Annotated in this window: 21 protein-coding genes and 2 pseudogenes; 10 read left to right on the top strand and 13 right to left on the bottom strand. The window is 65.5% G+C overall.

What is annotated here, in order from left to right; all coding sequences use genetic code 11:
- The first annotated feature begins 316 nt into the window (after window positions 1-316).
- On the top strand, window positions 317-766 hold the full coding sequence (locus CDN38_RS30445; RefSeq protein ID WP_083044066.1) for a tyrosine-type recombinase/integrase: 450 nt from the start codon (window positions 317-319) through the stop codon (window positions 764-766).
- Here CDN38_RS30445 and CDN38_RS06455 read toward each other — a convergent pair.
- The 4 genes from CDN38_RS06455 to CDN38_RS06440 form a co-directional block, all read right to left on the bottom strand.
- Entirely contained in the window at window positions 723-1,004 is a 282-nt protein-coding gene (locus CDN38_RS06455; RefSeq protein WP_232336953.1) for a hypothetical protein, read from the bottom strand. The genes CDN38_RS30445 and CDN38_RS06455 overlap by 44 nt on opposite strands.
- Entirely contained in the window at window positions 1,001-1,249 is a 249-nt protein-coding gene (locus CDN38_RS06450; RefSeq protein ID WP_075510706.1) for a hypothetical protein, read from the bottom strand. The genes CDN38_RS06455 and CDN38_RS06450 overlap by 4 nt, the downstream gene beginning before the upstream one ends.
- A gap of 135 nt (window positions 1,250-1,384) precedes the next feature.
- Complete coding sequence (locus tag CDN38_RS32365; protein ID WP_082277122.1) at window positions 1,385-1,753, bottom strand: DUF732 domain-containing protein; 369 nt, start codon at window positions 1,751-1,753, stop codon at window positions 1,385-1,387.
- Window positions 1,753-2,073, bottom strand: a complete 321-nt coding sequence (locus CDN38_RS06440; protein ID WP_075510705.1) for a type II toxin-antitoxin system PemK/MazF family toxin — start codon at window positions 2,071-2,073, stop codon at window positions 1,753-1,755. The genes CDN38_RS32365 and CDN38_RS06440 overlap by 1 nt, the downstream gene beginning before the upstream one ends.
- On the opposite strand from CDN38_RS06440, the pseudogene CDN38_RS06435 reads away from it, so the two are divergent.
- A pseudogene (locus CDN38_RS06435) lies at window positions 2,017-2,332 on the top strand (hypothetical protein); the annotation flags it as partial. The gene CDN38_RS06440 and the pseudogene CDN38_RS06435 overlap by 57 nt on opposite strands.
- A gap of 223 nt (window positions 2,333-2,555) precedes the next feature.
- Window positions 2,556-3,740, top strand: coding sequence for a triacylglycerol lipase LipY (gene lipY / locus CDN38_RS06430; protein WP_082277121.1), 1,185 nt, complete (start codon window positions 2,556-2,558; stop codon window positions 3,738-3,740).
- Between the two features lie 24 nt (window positions 3,741-3,764).
- On the opposite strand, the pseudogene CDN38_RS30440 reads toward lipY (CDN38_RS06430), so the two are convergent.
- The 5 genes and pseudogenes from CDN38_RS30440 to CDN38_RS06405 all read right to left on the bottom strand — a co-directional run.
- A pseudogene (locus CDN38_RS30440) lies at window positions 3,765-3,887 on the bottom strand (universal stress protein); the annotation flags it as partial.
- Entirely contained in the window at window positions 3,888-5,678 is a 1,791-nt protein-coding gene (locus CDN38_RS06420) for a serine/threonine-protein kinase (RefSeq protein WP_075510703.1), read from the bottom strand.
- A gap of 162 nt (window positions 5,679-5,840) precedes the next feature.
- Entirely contained in the window at window positions 5,841-6,602 is a 762-nt protein-coding gene (locus CDN38_RS06415; protein WP_083044063.1) for an enoyl-CoA hydratase/isomerase family protein, read from the bottom strand.
- A complete protein-coding gene (locus CDN38_RS06410; RefSeq protein ID WP_075510701.1) occupies window positions 6,599-7,363 on the bottom strand; it encodes an alpha/beta fold hydrolase in 765 nt (254 codons plus the stop codon). Before CDN38_RS06410 ends, CDN38_RS06415 begins: the two co-directional genes overlap by 4 nt.
- On the bottom strand, window positions 7,360-7,758 hold the full coding sequence (locus tag CDN38_RS06405; RefSeq protein ID WP_142361245.1) for an acyl-CoA dehydrogenase family protein: 399 nt from the start codon (window positions 7,756-7,758) through the stop codon (window positions 7,360-7,362). Before CDN38_RS06405 ends, CDN38_RS06410 begins: the two co-directional genes overlap by 4 nt.
- Before the next feature lie 191 nt (window positions 7,759-7,949).
- Between CDN38_RS06405 and CDN38_RS29305 the strand changes: the two genes are divergently transcribed.
- From CDN38_RS29305 to lipY (CDN38_RS06390), 3 genes are all read left to right on the top strand, one after another.
- On the top strand, window positions 7,950-8,162 hold the full coding sequence (locus CDN38_RS29305) for a hypothetical protein (RefSeq protein ID WP_161951630.1): 213 nt from the start codon (window positions 7,950-7,952) through the stop codon (window positions 8,160-8,162).
- 294 nt (window positions 8,163-8,456) lie between these two features.
- Window positions 8,457-9,095, top strand: a complete 639-nt coding sequence (locus CDN38_RS06395) for an MspA family porin (RefSeq protein WP_075510728.1) — start codon at window positions 8,457-8,459, stop codon at window positions 9,093-9,095.
- 223 nt (window positions 9,096-9,318) lie between these two features.
- Window positions 9,319-10,965 carry a triacylglycerol lipase LipY gene (gene lipY, locus CDN38_RS06390; RefSeq protein ID WP_180276295.1) on the top strand — a complete coding sequence of 549 codons (1,647 nt, stop codon included), beginning with the start codon at window positions 9,319-9,321 and terminating at the stop codon, window positions 10,963-10,965.
- 18 nt (window positions 10,966-10,983) lie between these two features.
- Here the strand turns inward: lipY (CDN38_RS06390) and CDN38_RS06385 are convergent, their stop codons facing one another.
- Window positions 10,984-11,655: a TetR/AcrR family transcriptional regulator gene (locus tag CDN38_RS06385; RefSeq protein ID WP_082277119.1), complete on the bottom strand. Its 672-nt coding sequence runs from the start codon at window positions 11,653-11,655 to the stop codon at window positions 10,984-10,986.
- Window positions 11,656-11,871: 216 nt separating this feature from the next.
- On the opposite strand from CDN38_RS06385, the gene CDN38_RS06380 reads away from it, so the two are divergent.
- Together CDN38_RS06380 and CDN38_RS06375 are read left to right on the top strand one after the other, a co-directional pair.
- The gene (locus CDN38_RS06380; RefSeq protein WP_075510698.1) at window positions 11,872-12,666 is read left to right on the top strand and encodes a spirocyclase AveC family protein; all 795 of its coding nucleotides are present in this window, start codon (window positions 11,872-11,874) and stop codon (window positions 12,664-12,666) included.
- The gene (locus CDN38_RS06375; protein ID WP_075510697.1) at window positions 12,667-13,869 is read left to right on the top strand and encodes a cytochrome P450; all 1,203 of its coding nucleotides are present in this window, start codon (window positions 12,667-12,669) and stop codon (window positions 13,867-13,869) included.
- A gap of 15 nt (window positions 13,870-13,884) precedes the next feature.
- Here CDN38_RS06375 and CDN38_RS06370 read toward each other — a convergent pair whose 3' ends face one another.
- The 3 genes from CDN38_RS06370 to CDN38_RS06360 form a co-directional block, all read right to left on the bottom strand.
- Window positions 13,885-14,289, bottom strand: coding sequence for a hypothetical protein (locus CDN38_RS06370; RefSeq protein WP_142361244.1), 405 nt, complete (start codon window positions 14,287-14,289; stop codon window positions 13,885-13,887).
- Window positions 14,290-14,392: 103 nt separating this feature from the next.
- A complete protein-coding gene (locus CDN38_RS06365; RefSeq protein WP_075510695.1) occupies window positions 14,393-15,523 on the bottom strand; it encodes a glycoside hydrolase 5 family protein in 1,131 nt (376 codons plus the stop codon).
- 95 nt (window positions 15,524-15,618) lie between these two features.
- Window positions 15,619-16,107 carry a winged helix-turn-helix transcriptional regulator gene (locus CDN38_RS06360; RefSeq protein ID WP_075510694.1) on the bottom strand — a complete coding sequence of 163 codons (489 nt, stop codon included), beginning with the start codon at window positions 16,105-16,107 and terminating at the stop codon, window positions 15,619-15,621.
- 79 nt (window positions 16,108-16,186) lie between these two features.
- On the opposite strand from CDN38_RS06360, the gene CDN38_RS06355 reads away from it, so the two are divergent.
- Both CDN38_RS06355 and CDN38_RS06350 read left to right on the top strand, forming a co-directional pair.
- Entirely contained in the window at window positions 16,187-17,326 is a 1,140-nt protein-coding gene (locus CDN38_RS06355; RefSeq protein ID WP_075510693.1) for an acyl-CoA dehydrogenase family protein, read from the top strand.
- A gap of 5 nt (window positions 17,327-17,331) precedes the next feature.
- Window positions 17,332-18,330 carry an LLM class F420-dependent oxidoreductase gene (locus tag CDN38_RS06350; protein ID WP_275539809.1) on the top strand — a complete coding sequence of 333 codons (999 nt, stop codon included), beginning with the start codon at window positions 17,332-17,334 and terminating at the stop codon, window positions 18,328-18,330.
- Window positions 18,331-18,384 lie beyond the last annotated feature (54 nt).

Genomic DNA, 18,384 nt, shown 5'->3' with positions numbered 1-18,384 from the left:
GGCAAGACAATCCAGAACAAGAGGGGCTTCTGTCGGGTTGCCTCAACGCTGCGGTCCGCGAGGGCGAGCTGGCGGCCAACCCGGCCGCCGGCATCCGACTACCCCGCACCGTGCGCCGCGAAATGTGCTTCCTCACCGGCGACGAGTACCAGCTACTACGCTCCCATTTCGCCACACGCTGGCATCCGCTGCTGGACTTCCTGGTTGCTAGCGGTTGCCGCTTCTCGGAAGCCACCGCACTCACCCGGCCAACGTCGACCGCACCACGGGAACCTTTCGCATCAACAAGGCGTCGAAGCGTGTCCCGACGGCAGCTATGCCCGATACGAACTTGGCCAGCCGAAGACTAAGCGCAGCAATCGCACCATCGACGTCCCGCCCCATATCCTCGACGGTCTCGATTACACCGGCGAATGGCTGTTCACCAACAGTCACGGCGGGCCGATCCGCCTCTATAGCTGGCGATCCAACGTATGGAACCGCGCGGTGGCCAAAGCCCAGGCCGTCGACCCCGACAACCCGGGACAAGCCCGTGCTCATCAAAGCCGTCCGGCTCCACGACCTGCGACACACCGCCGCCAGTTGGCTCTTAGCCGCCGGAGTTCCACTGATCGTGGTTTCGCAACACCTCGGCCACGAGGACACCTCGGTCACCAGCAAGATCTACGGACACCTGGACCGCACGGCGGGCAAGGCGGCCGCCGACGTCATGGGGCGGCTGCTCAATCCTCCTGGCCGAAGCGCTGAAACGCCGCCTGACGGGTAGTGCCGAGCGCCAAGCCGATCATGGCCCAGGTGTCGCCGGCGTCGCGGGCGGCTTTCACCGCGGCGCACAGCTCGTCGTGCGCATCGTCGAGCGCCTTGCGGGCGGCGCGGATGCGGCGGAAGTGGGTGGCGTCGCGGGCGTCAGCCGGGTCCGGTTCAATGGTGTCGAGCCAGGTGTTGATGTCCTCGGCGGTGGGGTCTGCCTTGATTTTGCTCATGTGTATCACCTCGTTGTTCATTGCGGTGGGATGGTGGGTAGGTAGTGGTAGAACGACGCTCGCAGCGGCATGGCGTGGATGATGCGTTCCGGCGGATCGGCAGGGACGACGATCTCCAGTAGCGCGCCGTTGCGGGCGGGGCCGATGATGAGCCATTGCTCATCGCCTTGGTAGCCGCGGGATATCACGACGATGGCGTTGTCGACGGCGTGGAGCATGTCGGCGTCGGGAACTCCCCATTTCCGGGCGCTGTCCCTGATCTCCATGTGTAAAGACTATCTTTACGTGGAGCATTGTCAAGTTTACCTTGACAATGCGTTGGAGATGCCCCCTTCGCACGCTAGCCGATGCGCCGCCACGGGTAACAGTCCATAGACGTAAAGTACCGTCCGCGCAGCAGATCATGGGCCACCGCTACCCAGTGCGTCAACCGGCCGTAGCGTTGAGTTGTTGGACATCGCAATGTTGGCCGCTTCCGCCCCTGAATGCCCTTGCCTCAGATAGTCACAGATCGCGTGCCCGCCGTCGATGACAGCGCTGACATCGGTGATTGTCAAACCGGACCGCCGAAGCGCATCGAGGTAAAGTGCATCTGCGCTTGGCCCCGACGTTGGCCGCGGCGGCTGTAGGTGTTCAGCATGCCCGGTTGGATACGTGAAGGACGCCGTAGGCTTCGCCGGCGTCCAGGGGATCAGGGAAGCTGTCGATTCCCGGCAGCTCCACTTTTCATGGGCCGGGTCGGCGGCCCATTTGCAGGCAACGACAGCCATCACAGACCGAGGTATCGCGCCACGGCGTGTTCCACTTTGGCCATGTCGTCACGGTCCAGGTAGTCGACCGGATCGCCGTGCACATAGACGACGTCGATCGTTCGGATCTGGTCGACCAGGAACCGTGTCTTTGTTCCCATGATTTCTAGCTCTGGGCGGAAGACCGCAGCGTGGGCCGTTGTCGACGTAGGTACTACAGTTACGACACTCCACGGCATCGAGCCGGGACTGATGACCACGGCGTAGCGCCGCCCGCGTTGCTCGTGCCCTCGCTTCGCATCACCGAAGTCGACCCGGTATACCGCTCCCCGAATCACCACGAGTCCGGTTCGGTGGAGACGTCCTCGTCTCGAAGCCGCTCAGCGTCGGTGCGAGCCTGCTTGATCCACACTTCCCGTTCGAGCAGCTGCAGTGCCCGCCGGATGACGTCGCTCTTGCGCTCGCCGCTGCGCATTGCGGCCTTGATGATCTCTTCATCTTTTTCAGTAGGTCGGAAGCCGATGGTCCCCGTCACGAGTACCAAGATACGCCGATGTTGCACAATCGTCGAGCAATTGTTCAACACGCAATCGGCACCCCGACGGCTGCGTCCGTCGTCCCCCGGACCGCCTGAAGCGAACAGCCCGGCGATCACTACCAGACATCCCACCGCTCCGGGGTTCTTTTACGTGAGGTCCGCCGGGAAGCCGGTTTCCGGCGAACCGCTACGTGATTACCCGGCCTCGGCATAAGCTCCGGCTACTCGGTGATCGGTATCGGCTGGGCAACGCGACGGGTTGCCCCTAACGGGTGGAGCGGCACGGTGTCGTATGTTCTTGCGTCTCCCGAGCTAATGTCCGGCGCGGCCACAGAGGTGGCTTCGATTGGTTCGGTGGTCGCAACCGCAAACCAGGGCATGGCCGCCGCCACCACTGAGGTATTGGCCGCGGCCGAGGATGAGGTGTCAGAGGCGATCGCTGCCTTCTTTTCCGCCCACGGCCGGGACTATCTAGCTGTCAGCGCACACGCGGCGGCTTTCCATGAGCGGTTCGTGCAGGCATTGACCGGCGCGGCGGGGGCGTATGCCACCGCCGAAGCGGCCGGCGCTGCGCCTCTTGCGACCTTTGAGCAGGCGGTGCTCGGCGTTCAGCTGGAAATCCAGCAGATCCCCACAACGATTGCCGCCGGATTCAGCTCCGGGCTCGCATCTCTGACTTCAGTGCCAGGTAATCCACTCCTGATGCTGCTTGCCAGCGACATCCCGCCGCTGTCGTGGGTCTTGGGCAACTCCCCGCCACCACTGTTGAATCTGCTGCTGGGGCAAACGGTGCAGTACACCACGTATCAGGGGATGAGCGTGGTGCAGATCACGCCGGCCGCTCCAACCGGCGAATACGTGGTTGCCCTGCACGGTGGGGCGTACATTTTCCCGGCCTCGTTCTTCCACTGGATCAATTACTCGGTGACGGCCTACCAGACCGGCGCGACCTTCGAAGTGCCGATTTACCCGTTGCTCCAGCAAGGTGGTACCGCCGCCACGGTCGTACCCCAAACAGCCGGCTTCATCTCGTCGCAGATCGCGCAATACGGAGCCCAGAACGTCAGCGTGGTCGGCGACTCCGCGGGCGGCAACCTCGCACTGGGGGCCGTCCAATACTTGGTCAGCCAGTCTGAACCGGTACCGTCGTCGATGGTGTTGCTGTCTCCGTGGCTGGATGTGGGGACTGGGGGACTCGGCGCGGTGTGGGCAGGCAATCTTCCTGCGAACAACTATCTGGTCAGCCCGCTGTATGGGTCACTTGACGGCCTTCCGCCGACGTATGTCTACTCCGGCTCGCTGGATCCACTTGCACAACAAGCGGCCGTCCTCCAGCAAGCAGCATTAGCCCAAGGGGCCCCGATGAGCTTCGTTTTGAAACCCGGCGGAATTCACGACTGGGTTCTGCTGACTCCGGGCGGGCTGCTGTACTGGCCGCAGATCAACCAGCAACTCGGTATCGCGGCCTGATCGCAGGTGCTGAACAGCCCGCCGTCAGGACTGACGCGCCACGATCACGGAGATCTTGGCCCTGTCGACCACCGCCGCCCCGACCGAACCCAGCAACATGCCTGCGAATCCGCCGCGGCCGTGGCTGCCGACGACCAGCAGTTGCGCCTACCCGGCCGCCTGCAGGGTGATCTCGGAGATTGCCGTCCGGCTCTGGCCATTGGTGGTGCCCAAGGTGGAGATCCACACCAGCACATTGGAGGTCTTGGTCCGGTTATCCACCGTGATGCGGTTGTGTCCCGGCTGCAGTGGCGTATTCGGGGTCAGCGCGGTGGTGTCGGCCAATTTGGTCGGGGTTTGGGTGGGTGACGAGCGGATCTGCACCTGGGTTCCCGTGCTGGACACGTCGATCGTCACGGCGCTCAACGCGGTCGGTTGGGATAGGCGCAGCAACAGCCCCATTCCCTCGATGAATTTCGGGAACGGGACCGCGTCTTGATAGGTAACGGTGGACCACGCTGTGTTTGGGTTGCCGTCGATCGCCAAGTTCGCCTGCTGCGGATTGTCGGGGGCGCCGTCCGGTGAAAAAACCGTTGCGCTCACCGGCTTGACGATTGGTCCGGGGCGGGTCCGGGTGCCGAAAATGTCCGTGAAGTACAGAATCGCCGCCGCGGTCAACGCGATGACACCGACGACGGCGACGAGCGCGGCGAGCCAGAGTTTCCTGCCTTTCGGCGCCTTGTCTCGCGGCGATGTGGCGCCGAGTTCCGACCGGCGTCGCCTCGGACGGGCTCCGGCTGACAAGTTGACGATTTTGTCGGCGTCCAGGGTCTCGCCGTCCCACAGGCCGGTGACCTCGACCTCGTCCCCGTCCGCGAGATGACCCGCTACGAGGTCGGTTTGGATCTCGACGGGAAGTGGAGCGCGCCGGTTGCCGAGCGGCTCATATGGGACTACTTGGAACGACAAGATCCCGACCTGAGATTGGGCTCCGACCGCGCTTTGCGCTACGGCGCGTGCTGTCCCGTGAACAATCAGACGCTCGAGGCGCTGGGTGGCTGGACGTCCGCCCGAACCGAGGTCCGCAGCGGGACCCGGCCCCGACGTTTGGGAGTGCGCCGGGGCGCCCTGCTGCGTGAGAGCCCGGGCGAACTCAGCACACGTCGGGTATCGCTCGCTGGGGTTTTTGGCCAGCGCCCTTACCAGGACGGCGTCGAGGTGCGCGAGTTCGGGGCGGCGCTCCGATATCCGCGGTGGTGGCGCATTGAGATGGTTGCTGACGACGACGGCGCGATTCGAGTCGTGAAAAGGGGGGGCGCCGGTTAACAGGTAAAATGTCGTCGCAGCCAGCGCATATTGGTCCGCGCGGCCGTCAAGTGGCTTGCCCAGCAGTTGCTCGGGGGCCACGTAACTGATGGTTCCGATGGCGACGTTGACGTCGGTGAGGTTGCTGACGTCGTCGATTCGGCGAGCGATGCCGAAATCGGTTAACAGCACCCTGCGCCGGTGGCCGTCGGGCGCGGTCACCAGGATGTTCTCGGGCTTGACGTCACGATGCAGCAGCCGGCGATCATGACCGAAGTCGAGCGCATCGGCCACCGCAGTCACGATTTCCGCGACGTCTTGCTCGGGCATGCCATCCGGGTAGCGCTCCCGGACCAGCCGGCCCGCGTCGGTGCCGTCCACGTACTCCATCGAGATCCAGAGCCGGCCGTTGAATTCACCGCGATCGAGAACGCCGACGATATGGGGGTGCCACAGCGTCGCCGCCAATTCGGCTTCGCGTTTGAATCTCGCCTGAAACTCATCGTCGGCTGTGGCGGCCAAGGACAAGACCTTCAGCGCGTCGTGACGCGGCAGACGGGGATGCTGGGCGAGGTAAACCTCACCCATCCCGCCGGTGCCGAGCAGGCGCTCGATCACGTAGCCGGCGAATACCTCACCGTTGTCGAACGGCATGCCCGAAAGCCTACAAACCGGCACGGCCGGGTAGCGAATCCCGCCGATGGGGTGCCGGCCCGCGTCAGCACGGCATCGGGTCCGCAGAAGCGGGTGCAGGCGCCGATGGATGCCGAGCCCACGCTGCCCGACCGCCGGAGCCCGACTTCTCCGGGTGTGACTTCAGCGACCGGTAAAAGTTGGGGCGCGACGCTGGGCCGCTGCGGCCACGCCCTCGCGGAAGTCGGCGGTCGCTTGCAGCCGGGTTTGCTCTTCGAGCTCGCGGGCGGTGGCCGCGGCGATCGCCTCGGCGAGTCCGGCGCGCATGGTGGCACGGATGCTTATCAGCGCCAAGGGAGCCGAGGCGGCGATGCGCTCGGCGAACCGAATCGCCGCCGGGCGCACCTCACCGTCGGCGGCCAATTCGTCGACTAACCCTGCTGCGTGGGCGATTTCACCTCCGAAACGCTCACCGGTGAGCAGCCACTCAAGCGCTTTCTGCTGGCCGACCACGCGCGGCAACGTGGCGGTGATGCCGAAGCCGGGATGCAACCCGAGCCGGCTGAAGTTGGCCGCAAACTTCGAGGAGGGCGCGGCCACCCGGAAGTCCGCGCTGAGGGCAAGCCCCAGCCCGCCGCCGATCGCCGCGCCGTGCACCGCGGCGACGACCGGCTTGCCGGTGCGGAACAGCCGGACGGCCTGAACGTAGAGCTCGCCTGGCGACACCCGATCGCCGGCGGGCCGGGCGAAGTCGGCGCCGGCGCAGAAGTGCTTTCCCTCCGCGCACAACACGATCGCCCGGCATTGCGCGTCATCGTCCAGCCGCTCATACGCGTCGGCGATGCCTTTGATCAAGGCGGTTTCGAAGTAGTTGTTGGGGGGCCGATGGATCTCCACGACGGCCACGTGGCCGCCGCGTTCGATTGTGACATCCGGGGTGTTCACAGCTGATCCAGGAATTCGCGGACCGCGGCGTTGAACGCCCCGGGCTGGTCCATGTTCGCCGCGTGCCCCGCATTGTCGATGACAACCTTGCGGGCCCTGGGGATTTTGCGGGCCAGGTAGTCGGCACTGGCCAGGAAGTCGGTGTCCTGGGCGCCGACAATCACCAGCGTGGGCACCGTGATGCTGTCGAGTGACGTGATCACCCGAGCGTCCTTCTGGGCCATGACACCGCGGGCGGCGCGGGGCAGCCCCTCGGGGTGCTGATGCACGGCCTGCGCGAGTTCCGGCGACATGTCGGTGGGCGCTTCGCCCCGTTCGAGTCGTTGGGCTCGCCGCTCCACCCAGGCGTTCCACTTGTCGCGGGCCGCGTCGTTGCGGTAACCGGGCCCCGTGTCGACCAGCACCAGCGCCGCCACCCGGTGCGGATGGGCGAGGCGGAAGGCCAGGGATAGGTAGCCGCCCAAGGACATTCCGCCGAGCACGACCCGATCAACGCCTGCGGCGTGGAGAACGGCCGCCATGTCGGCGACGCTGATCTGCTCGCTGTAGCGGGCCATGTCCTCGGGGGCTTCGCTGCCGCCGTGGCCGCGCTGGTCCCAGACGATCACCGGCCGGTCGGCGCTCAAGGCATCGATGTTGAGGTCCCACATGCCCGCGGTGGCGCCGAAACCGTGCGTGAGCAACAGCGGCACACCCGGCGCTTGCGGATTGTGCACCCGGTAGGCCAGCGTGATCCCGTCGTCGCGCTGTAGTCGGTTCACGGCACCACCTCCGACCCGCACTGGATGGCTGGATAGAGCCCGTCGGGGCCCAGCGCTGCGCCGAGCCGGTCTGCCCAGCGATGATGCCCTCGGCCTTCGTCTCGCCAGGCCCAGATTCGACGGGTCAAATAGTGCAACGGACACTCCTTCGTCATACCGATTGCGCCATGCGTCTGATGGGCTGCCGCCGTCACCAGTTGTGCCGCCAGGTCGGCAAGTATTGTGGCGCAACCGATTTCGAAGCCGCCGCGGCCGAGTTCGACCGCGTCTTCGAGGGCCGAGGCCACCACAGCAGCCTGTTGGTGGATGGTGACCAAGTGGGCTTGCACGGCCTGGAAATGACCGATGGGCGCCCTTATTCGCAGCCCGGACGGCTCGCCTATTCTCTTCGCCACGAGCAGGATTCGCGTTCTTGCCCGGATCCGCTGGGCGGGCTTCACGCGGGAAGTGGTCGCGGGGTTCATGTCGCCGCTGCGAGCCGTGGCCGATCCGTTGTTGGGGAAGGTTGTCAGACTCGGCGCTAAAATCCGTTCTTTTGGCACTTGACAGTTCGGTTCTGACAGATCATTCCGATACGGCCCCAGTCTTGTTCGAGGCCTCCTGCTCTGCCGGGACGTCGCGCCTGCGGATCCTGCGTGAATATCGGGGTGAAGAGAAAATCGTCGATTATGACAGGCGTGTCATCGTCGGGGTCTGCGCGAGCGATACCGCTGCTGCCCAGCAGAGCCGCTACCCCTATTCCGGCGCTGGCTATCAGGATGGCGAGCACTGTTCGAGCGAACCTTTGCGGGGTCATTGATCGCCCTCTCTGCCATCTGTCACGAATGCCTGGCTATCCCCGAAGTTTACTCGCCACGCGCACCTGTGAGTGTTCCGGCAAACAGGAACCGCTCGGCGACCGGCGGTGAGCGACGCGGGCCTTGCTAGCCTGCCTCTTCTGAATCGCAAACCAGCTACAAACGCGCAACAACTCTGATTTCGTCACCCAGCAAAGCCGTGAGGGAATGGGGCGGTGCTTAGCGTATCGGCTGTGACGCCGATTCCCGCGGTCATTCGCCGTGCTGCGGTGCTGGCTGTGAGCCTCGTCGTATCAATGACCGCACCGTCGGCAGGTGCTCAACCCGATGCCGAACCCCCTCCCGGTGCTGTGCCACTGGTCGACGGGTCGGTACCTCCCGGCACACCGGTTAGGGTGAACACTCCTGACGGCTGGATCCTGGCCCTCGGCGCGAAGGACGAGAGACACGTTCCGGTGTCTCCGCTGACCACCGCGCTGTCGTCTCGCGAATATCTCTCCAGCGGAATCTTCGGCGCTTCGCTAACCGGGCCGGAAACCCCCCGAGGCGTTCTCGAGGTCGGGTACGAAATCGGTTGCGGGATCGACCAGAGCACCTCCAACGGCTTTGTCATGGCAAATGGCAGCGCAGTCTCACCCTCGCTCGCCGCGCAGCTGCCACTGGGACCCGGCGAGCCGCCGATCGTCATCCCGCTGGCCAGTGGGCAGTACAACAACGTGGTCAGCGTGGGCCTCAAGCCCGGATTCGTCGTCATCGTGCCGGTGGTCCGCAAAGAGTTCAAGGGACCAAATCCCTGGATCATGATCAGCGACTTCCATATCAAGATCGACGGGTGCGTCGGCCAGTCGTTCATCCGCTCGTATGCGACCATGACCCGCGTTACCGATGAATCCGACGTGGTGCTGTCCTACGTCGGCTCCACCAAGGCCGTCTGACCGCGATTGTCGAAGGCGAGCAGAACGGGCCGAAATCCGCTGCCTTTGCCACCGCGGCTTTGCGGCGGCAAGAATCAGCACTCAGCCCGGCGCGCGAATGTCTTCGACGGAACCGGGGTTTTCGGCGACTGCCACAGCGACTGCCCCGGAAACTCTTCCGCCAAGGCGCGAGGTACGTTCCTGGAATAAGGCTGATCGAGGGGGAATCGAGGGGGGAAGGGTAATGAGCTTTTCGGTGTGGCCGCCCGAGGTCAATTCGGTGTTGCTGCTTGCTGGACCGGGATCGGGGCCGATGCTGGAGGCGGCGGTGGCCTGGGACGGGATCGGCAGTGAATTGAGCTCAGCGGCGAACGCATTCGGCTCGATAACCTCGGACCTGGGGGCTCAGGCCTGGCAAGGCGCGGCGTCGGCGTCCATGACGACCGCGGCAGCCCGTTACGTGGACTGGCTGGGAACGGCAGCCGCTCAAGCCGAACGGTCAGCAGCCCAAGCCCGGGCGGCGGCTATCGCCTATGAAGCAGCGCTGGCCGGCATCGTGCACCCTGAACTGATCACTGCCAACCGTGGTCGGTTGGTGTCGCTGGTGATCTCCAACCTGTTCGGTCAAAACGCACCGGCGATCGCGGCCGCCGAGGCTGCATACGAGCAGATGTGGGCTCAGGACGTCGCCACGATGAGCGGATATCACAGCAGTGCCGCCGCGACGGTCGCGCAGTTGGCCCCATGGGAACAAGCGCTGCAAAATCTGCCTGGACTGCCAGCCGAATTCGCCACAGCGATCGGAAACGGTTTCGCCTTGGTAGAGCAGGAAATTCAGCAGACCCCCACGGCACTGGCCACCGGATTCACCCGGGTGTCGGACACCCTCATCACCGGCATCTTCGGGTCGCCGGCTGATCGGCCCTTCGCGGCAACGCAGACGGGGACCTTCACCGGCGCCCCGTCGCTAGCGACCAGGCTTGAAGAAGCCGCGCTGTGGCCGGTAAAACCCCTCCTCGGTTTGTCCGGCCTCGAAACTCAACTTGCGGTGCCCGGCAACCCGCTTTTGGCGTTGTTCGCCAGCGACATCCCGCCACTGTCGTGGTTCCTCGGTAACTCCCCGCCACCTTTCTTGAATTTGCTGCTGGGGGAGACGGTGCAGTACACAACGTATAACGGGATGAGCGTCGTGCAGATCACGCCGGCTAATCCGACCGGCGAATACGTGGTCGCCATTCACGGTGGCGCGTTCATCTTTCCGCCCTCGTTTTTGCACTGGATCAATTACTCGGTAATGGCCCAGCAGACCGGTGCGACCGTTCAGGTCCCGATTTACCCGCTGCTGCAAGAAGGCGGTACCGCCGGCACGGTGGTACCCGCGATGGCTGGCTTCATCTCCACGCAAATCGCTCAATACGGGCCGTCCAACGTCAGCGTGATCGGCGACTCGGCGGGCGGCAACCTCGCACTGGCGGCTACCCAATACCTGGTGGCCCAGGGCGATCCCGTACCGGAATCAATGGTTCTGGTGTCTCCCTGGCTGGACGTGGGAATGACGAATCCGAATATTGGGCTGGTCCAGGATCCGTTGCTTCCTGCCGGGCCCGCGCAACAGATCGGCAAGGTGTGGGCCGGCAATCTTGCCGTGACCGACCCCATGGTGAGTCCGCTGAATGGCTCATTGAGCGGACTGCCGCCGACGTATGTCTACTCGGGCAACCTGGACATACTCGCACCCGACGTGTTTTTCCTGCAGCAAGCGGCCGTCACCCAAGGGGCGCCGGTCAGCTTCGTCTTGGCCAACGGTCAAATTCACGACTGGATTCTGCTTACTCCGGACGGTTTCCAATACTGGCCGCAGATCAACCGGGAACTCGGTATCGCCGCCTGATTTCGGGTCAAGCACCGCTCAGTCGCGGCGATGCAGGAAGCCGTGCAGAATCGCCTGGACAAGTTCGTCGACGATCGCCTCCCGCGGGGGCGGCACCGGCCCGAAGAAGGTCGACCGCAGTGCGACCATGCCGACGATCATCGCCACCGTCGAGTGCGCCGGCAGGTCCGGCTGACTGGACCGGATTCCGCGTAACCGCATGCCCTCGGCGCTGATCTGACCGAGCACCGCGATGGCCCGCCGCATGTCGGCGATGCCGGTGTCCTCGGTTTCCTCCTCACTGAAGGCCTCCGATGCCGCGAGCGTCAGCAGCAGGCCCCGATGCTCCACGAGCACGTCGTAGAGCCGTTCGACGAAATGGCGGGCCAGTTCCTCTTCGTCGGTCTCCTCCGGGACGACGGACTGCCATGTCCGGCTGAACTCGTCGACGAAACTGGTGAACGGAAGAACCAGAGCTTCCCGGAACAGCCCGGCCTTCGAACCGAAGTGCCGGAAGAGCAGGTATTCGCTGACTCCGGCGGCCTGCGCGATTTCACGCGTCGTGGTGCCGCGGTAGTCCTGGCGGGCGAACAGCTCGCGCGCGGCATCGAGCAGGAGCCGGCGCGGCTCGCCGCGGGGCCGGCGCAGTGGCTGAACCGGCGCTCGGGCCACCGGCGCGTTCCTGGGCGAAAGTCGCTGGGACACGGTCATCTACTCCTGAACCGCGTTCAGCGGTTGACGGCACTTCACGATGGTCGGCCTTGACCTCCGACTTAGAATAGTATCCACTATCACAAACCTGGGTAGCCTGCCGGAAGGGCGTGTTGTGGGCGCGGTCATCATGCTCGGAACCCTGTTCGGGCTGATCGCCGTCATCTTCGGCCTGGTGATCTACCTCGACCCGGAAGCGCGTGACGGGCGCTCACGATGAGTACCCAGTTGACGCCGTTGCTGACAGCGGCCGTCGTCTTCGGCTGGGGTAGCGGCATCGTGTTCACCGCGACGGGCGTGTATTTGAGTTTTCGCCGCCGTCGCCTGCACCCGTTGCTGCTGCTGTGCATCTCGGCGATCTCGTTTTCGTGGATCGAGGCGCCCTACGACTGGGCGATGTACGCGCAGTTCCCGCCCGCCCTACCGCGGGTGCCGTCGTGGTGGCCGTTGAACATGACATGGGGTGGGCTGCCCTCGTCGGTGCCGGTCGGCTACATCGGCTATTTCGTGCTGCCCGCGGTGATCGGCGCGCCGCTGGGGCGACGGTTGAGCGCGCGGTTCGGCTGGTGCCGGCCGATCACGCTGCTGATTGTCGGGCTCGTGGTCGGCTTCTGCTGGGCCTTCGTGTTCAACGCGTTCGTCGGGGCCCGGCTCGGCGTCTTCCATTACGGCTACGTGATTCCCGGCCTGGCGATCTTCGAGGGCGCCAAGCACCAGTACCCGGTCTACGACTCCCTGGCGTTGGGCGTGCAGATGATGGTCTTCACCTACTTGCTCGGCCGCACGGATGCCGAGGGACGAAACGTCATCGAGATGTGGGCCGACAAGCGGTCGACGGGCCGGCTGCAGTCGGCAGTGCTGTCCGTCGTCGCCGTCGTCGTCATCGGAAACCTGCTCTACGGGGCGGTCTTTGCGCCCCACCTGGTCACCAAGCTGGGCGGGTGGGTGACCTCTGGGCCGACGGAGCAGCTATTTCCCGGCGTACCGAACCAACCCCGGCAGGGCGGATGAGTGGCCACCCGAGAGGAGCTTTACTACGATCCGTTCGACTTCGACATCGACGACGATCCGTATCCGGTGTGGAAGCGGATGCGGGCAGCGGCCCCACTGTATTTCAACGACAAGTACAACTTCTATGCGCTGAGCCGCTACGACGACGTGGCTGCGGCACTGCATGATTGGCAGACGTATCGGTCGGGACGGGGCACCACGGCCGACATCTTGTTCAGCGGCATCGATGTTCCGCCGGGAATTCTGCTGTTCGAGGATCCGCCGCTGCACGATCTGCACCGGCGCTTGTTGTCGCGGGTTTTCACCCCCCGGCGGATGCTGGCCGTCGACGGGCTGGTGCGTGAATTCTGTTGTCGCGCATTGGATCCGCTTCGTGATTCGGACGGGTTCGACTTCGTCGCCGATCTGGGGGCGATCATGCCGATGCGCACCATCGGCTACCTGCTGGGCATTCCCGAGGAGGCGCAACAGCTGATCCGTGACCGCAACGACCAGAACCTTGCGGTCGGACCGCGACAAGCGGGGGTCAGCCCGACGATCTTCGAGGATTCGATGGCGATGTTCGCCGAGTACATCCAGTGGCGGGCGACGCATCCCTCCGACGACCTGATGACAGATCTGCTCAACGCGGAAGTCGACGAGCCAGACGGATCCCGGCGGCGCCTCGAACGCAACGAAGTTTTGGCCTATACCGCGATGATCGCCGGTGCCGGCAACGAAACCACCGCGCGGCTGATCGGTTTCATGGGCCAACTGCTCGGCGAGCACCCCGGCCAACGACGCGAACTCGTCGCGGATCCGCACCTGATCGGCTCGGCGGTCGAGGAGACCCTGCGCTACGAGCCGCCGTCGCCGGTGCAGGCGCGTTACGTCGCTCGCGACGTCGAGCTGTACCGGCACACGGTGACCCAGGGCTCCTACATGCTGGTGCTCAACGGTTCGGCGAATCGGGACGAAAAGAGATTCAGCGAACCGGATCGCTACGACATCCACCGCCAAGGTGGCCATTTGAGCTTCGGGCAGGGACTGCATTTCTGCCTCGGCTCGGCCCTGGCGCGGCTCGAGGCCCGGGTTGCGTTCGAAGAGGTCCTCAAGCGATGGACCGACTGGGAGGTCGACTACGACAACGCCAGCAGGGCACGAACGTCCAGTGTGCGGGGCTGGGCGCGACTGCCCGTCAAGACGGTTGGGGCCAAGCCCTGAATAGTATGAAGCGGGTCAGCGGTGGCCGGGCGCGTTGGGGTTGCAGTCGATGCGATCGGGGATGTAGCAGTCCGGAATGATCCAGTCGCTGAGCGGATCGTTGGGATTGACGCGCACCGAACCTTTCGGCAGCTCAGGAGCTTTGCCCGGTTCGAGAGTGAAGGTATTGGAGAAGATGGCCGGCTGATCCCGGGCCAACCGGAGAAGCAGCCCGCCCTGCCGGACACAGATAAGTCCAACGGCCGGCGGGGCTTTGGACGGGTCCGGCATGGCCTCCGAGCTTGGCCACACCAGGTTGCACAGATCCTGGGCGCTGAGAATGTGGTACGGGGGGTCGTCGGCCTGCACCGGCGGAGCGACCAGCAGCCCCGCTCCGAGGACACCCATTCCTATTGCGCCTACGGCGAGTTCCCGAAACATGTCCACCACCTCGTGGTTGTGCGCGACTCAGCGGAATCGTAGCGGTCGGAGGCGCGTGGCGGAACATATTGCTTTCTCGCCCCTGCAGGCGATGCGCGCAGCGTTATTCCTGCTGGACGCCGGTCAGCTTGCGAATCGTTTGGAATTCGCCGTCCTGATAGGCTCGCCCGTCCGGGCGCAGTAGGTCGCTGAACCACACCTTCGGTGGCGTACGGTACGGGTGATCCCACGAGTCCCACGGCAGGTACGTCTGGGTCTTTCCGGCGACCAAACCCCAGTTGAACGCTCCAACGTTGTGCCGCTTGGCAATTGGCAGAATACCCTCGACAGTGCTGCCCCGGGTGCGAGCCAGGTATTCGGTGCAGACGACCGGGCGCCCCAGTGGCGTGAGTTCGGCAATGCGGGCCTCGAAATCAGCCGGCGCGGCGTAGCTGTGGAACGTGATCACGTCCGAGTTGTCCAGTTGGATGCCGCTGATCGTGCTGCGTTGCCCCGGATTGGCCCAGCTTCCCTGCCAGACCCCACTGGTCAACGGCTGAGCAGGATCGACTGCCCGCGCCCACCGGAACACCTGGGGCAGCAAGTCGGCGACCAGCGCCAGCTTGTCATTTCGCTCCACCTTGCGATACACGCGCGCGGGATTGTCGGGTTCGTTCCACAGGTCCCAACCCAAAACCCGGTCGTCACTGCGGAACTGGCCCACGACTCCGGTGACATAGTCGTAAAGAACGCTGACGTAGCGGCGATCACCGAGGTGTTCGGCACCCGGGCTTTGCACCCACCCGGAGTTGTGCACCCCGGGCCTCGGCGGGCGCTGACGGCCCGGCCTGGGGAACGGGTCCCAGCAGGAGTCGAACAAGACGAAAAGCGGCTTGATGCCGTGACGCGCGGCGATCGCGACGAACTGCGCGAGACGCCCTTGGAAGCCTTGCCGGTCCTGGGCCCACAGTTGGTCGTGCAGAAAGACCCGCACCGTGTTGAACCCGAGCGACCGCGCCGCGGCGAGCTCGCCGCCGATGCGCCGCGGGTCATAGGTGCCCGGCTGGAACATCTCCAGCTGGTTGACGGCGTTCGACGTGATGTAGTTGGCGCCGACCAGCCAGCCCTGCGCTTGATACCAGCTGTTGGCGCGCTCGGCCGGCCACCGGCCCGGTTCCGCGGCGGCTCGGGGGACGGTGGTCAGCGCCGTGCCCGCTGCCAGCAGCGGCAGCTTCAGGACGGTTCGACGGCGCACGGACAGACCATAATTTCGCCGGGTAACGTGTATAGCGTTGTTGAGCAACGTGTTTGGGTTGCTTATCAATTCGCAATAGGTTGAGGCCGAGATTGTTATTTCCGGCCGGCGAAGTCGCTAGCCTCGCCACGAAAACCCGGGCCGGCTTCGGGTGTCACATTGCGCGCGGTGATCTCCTCGCCGCAGCGGGCGCAGATCAGGCGTGGATCGACGAACTCTCCGCAGCTGTGATGGCGCAGCATGATCGGCGGCCCGTCGGGGTTCGGCAAGTGGTCGTCCCCCCACCGCATCAGGACGACGATCGCCGCGAAGAGTTCGCGGCCGGTCTCGGTGAGCCGGTACTCGTGACGCTCCGGATCCCGCGAGTACGGAACGCGTTCCAGCAGGCCGGCCTCGACGAGCATCCGCAGCCGTGACGACAGGGTGGGCCGCGGAATAGTGAGATTGCGCGCGAACTGGCCGAAGCGCTGCACCCCGAAGAACGCCTCCCGCAGGATGAGCAGTGTCCAGCGCTCACCGACCAACTCGAGGGCCCGCCCGACCGACTCCCCGGCGAAGCGGTGGGACAGATCGGCAGTGGCCATAGTTCAATCACTTTACCCGGTTCAATTACTGAACCGATGGAGTACGTTGGTTGAACCGTCACCGTCACAGGAGCCCCCGATGCATCAGCCGGACCCGACCGCCACCGACATCATGACCGTCGCCGAGAAGATCGCACTCTCGGCTCGCGAGCTTTCGGGGCAGATCGACCACGATCGCCGACTTCCCGACGAACTCGTGGCCAGCCTTGATGCGGCCGGACTGCTGCGCGCCACGATGCCCCACGAGGTCGAGGCGTTGGAGCTGGCGCCCGGAAAGGCGCTGCGGTGCGCCGAAGCGATTGCCCGCGGTGACGCCTCTTCGGGATGGTGCGTATCGATCGCCATCACCAGCGCCCTGCTGGTCGCCTACCTACCGGCGTCCAGCCGCGAGGAAATGTTCGGCGGCGGACGGGGTGTCGCGGCCGGGGTGTGGGCGCCGCGGGGCACCGCGAAGTCCGTGGATGGCGGTGTCGTGGTGTCCGGGCGCTGGCCGTTCTGCAGCGGGATCAGCCACGCGGACATGATGTTCGCCGGTTGCTTCGTCGACGATCAGCGGGTGCCGTGCGTCGTCGCGTTGCCCAAATCGGACCTGAAGGTCCTGGACACGTGGCACACCCTTGGCCTGCGCGGCACCGGCAGCCACGACAGCGTCGCCGACGAGGTTTTCGTGCCCGCCGACCGGGTGCTCTCGGTCTTCGACGGACCTGCCCTGGATCGGCCGCTGTACCGCTTTCCGGTGTTCGGCTTCTTCGCGCTGTCGATCGGCGCGGCCGCATTGGGCAATGCGCGCGCCGCGATCGACGACCTCGTCGAACTGGCCGCTGGAAAGAAGGGTCTGGGCTCCACCCGCACTCTGGCCGAACGCCCGGCGACCCAGGCGGCGGTGGCGACGGCCGAGTCGGCACTGGGTGCAGCGCGCGCGCTGTACTACCAGGCGATCGACGCCGCGTGGCGGGCCAGCCACGATGCCGATGCGGTGCCGGTGGCGTTGCGCAACCGGCTCCGGCTGGCGGCCACGCATGCGGTGCGGACTTCGGCTGACGTCGTGCGCACCATGTACGACCTTGCCGGGGGCAGCGCCATTTACGACAGCTCGCCATTGCAGCGCCGGTTCCGAGACGCGTTTACCGCCACCGCCCACTTCCAGGTCAACGAGGCCTCCCGCGAGCTGTCCGGCCGGGTCCTGCTCGACCAACCCAGCGACGTGTCGATGCTGTGAGCGGCATCGACGTCGAGGTCGCCCTGCCGTTTTGGCTTGACCGGCCCGATCACGAAGCAATGGAAGTCGCACAGGCGTCCTCCGACGCGGGCTTCGACGGCCTCTGGATCGGCGAGATGGCCACCTATGACGCGTTCGCGCTGGCGACCGCGGTCGGGCTGCGGGCGCCCAACCTGACCCTGAAAATCGGCCCGCTGGCCGTCGGTGTCCGCGGCCCGGTGACACTGGCGCTGGGAGTCGGTTCGGTTGCCTCCCTCACCGGCAATCGGGTCGAGCTTGCCCTGGGGGCGTCCAGTCCGGCGATCGTGAGCGGCTGGCACAACCGCCAGTGGGCACACCATGTGCCGGTCATGCGCGAAACCATCGAATGCCTGCGGTCGATATTGGCCGGCGAGCGCGTCGACTACGACGGCCGGCACGTCAGCAGCCACGGTTTCCGGCTCCGCAGCACGCCGCCCGATACCCGAATTGCGTTGGGGGCGTTCGGTCCTGGCATGATCCGGCTGGCGGCCCAGCACGCCGACGAGGTGGTGCTCAACCTCGCGTCGCCGGCGCGCGTCGCGCAGGTTCGCGAGGTGATCGACGCCGCTGCCGCCGCGGTCCGCCGTCGCGCGCCGCGCCTGACGGTCTGGGTGCCGGTCGCGGTCAACCCGGGTGCCGCCGCGCACGCGCAGGTGGCGGCTCAGCTGGCCGTGTATCTCGCGCCGCCCGGCTACGGCGAAATGTTCGCCGGGCTGGGCTTCGGCGACCTCGTCCGCAGCGCGCGCACCGGCGCAACCCGACGCGAACTGGCGGCGGCCGTCCCCGTCGAATTGCTCGATCAGGTGGGTGCGCTGGGCGGCGCCGACCGGATCGCGGCCCGGCTGCGCGCCTACCACCGAGCCGGGGCCGACTGCCTGGCCGTCGTGCCCTCGACAGCCGAAGACCCCGGTGGCCGGATGACGCTGCGCACGGTCCGGGAGATCGTGCCCCTGGTCGACACCGAGTGCCGTCCTACCGAGTAGCCCGATCCGCGGATCGGCCGGTCGAGCATCGGTCGTCGTCATCGTGAGCTCGCG

The sequence above is a fragment of the Mycobacterium ostraviense genome, from assembly GCF_002705925.1.
GTDB classification, from domain to species: domain Bacteria; phylum Actinomycetota; class Actinomycetes; order Mycobacteriales; family Mycobacteriaceae; genus Mycobacterium; species Mycobacterium ostraviense.
Note: the sequence above shows the minus strand (reverse complement) of the source record. Positions and strands in the feature narration are given on the sequence as shown.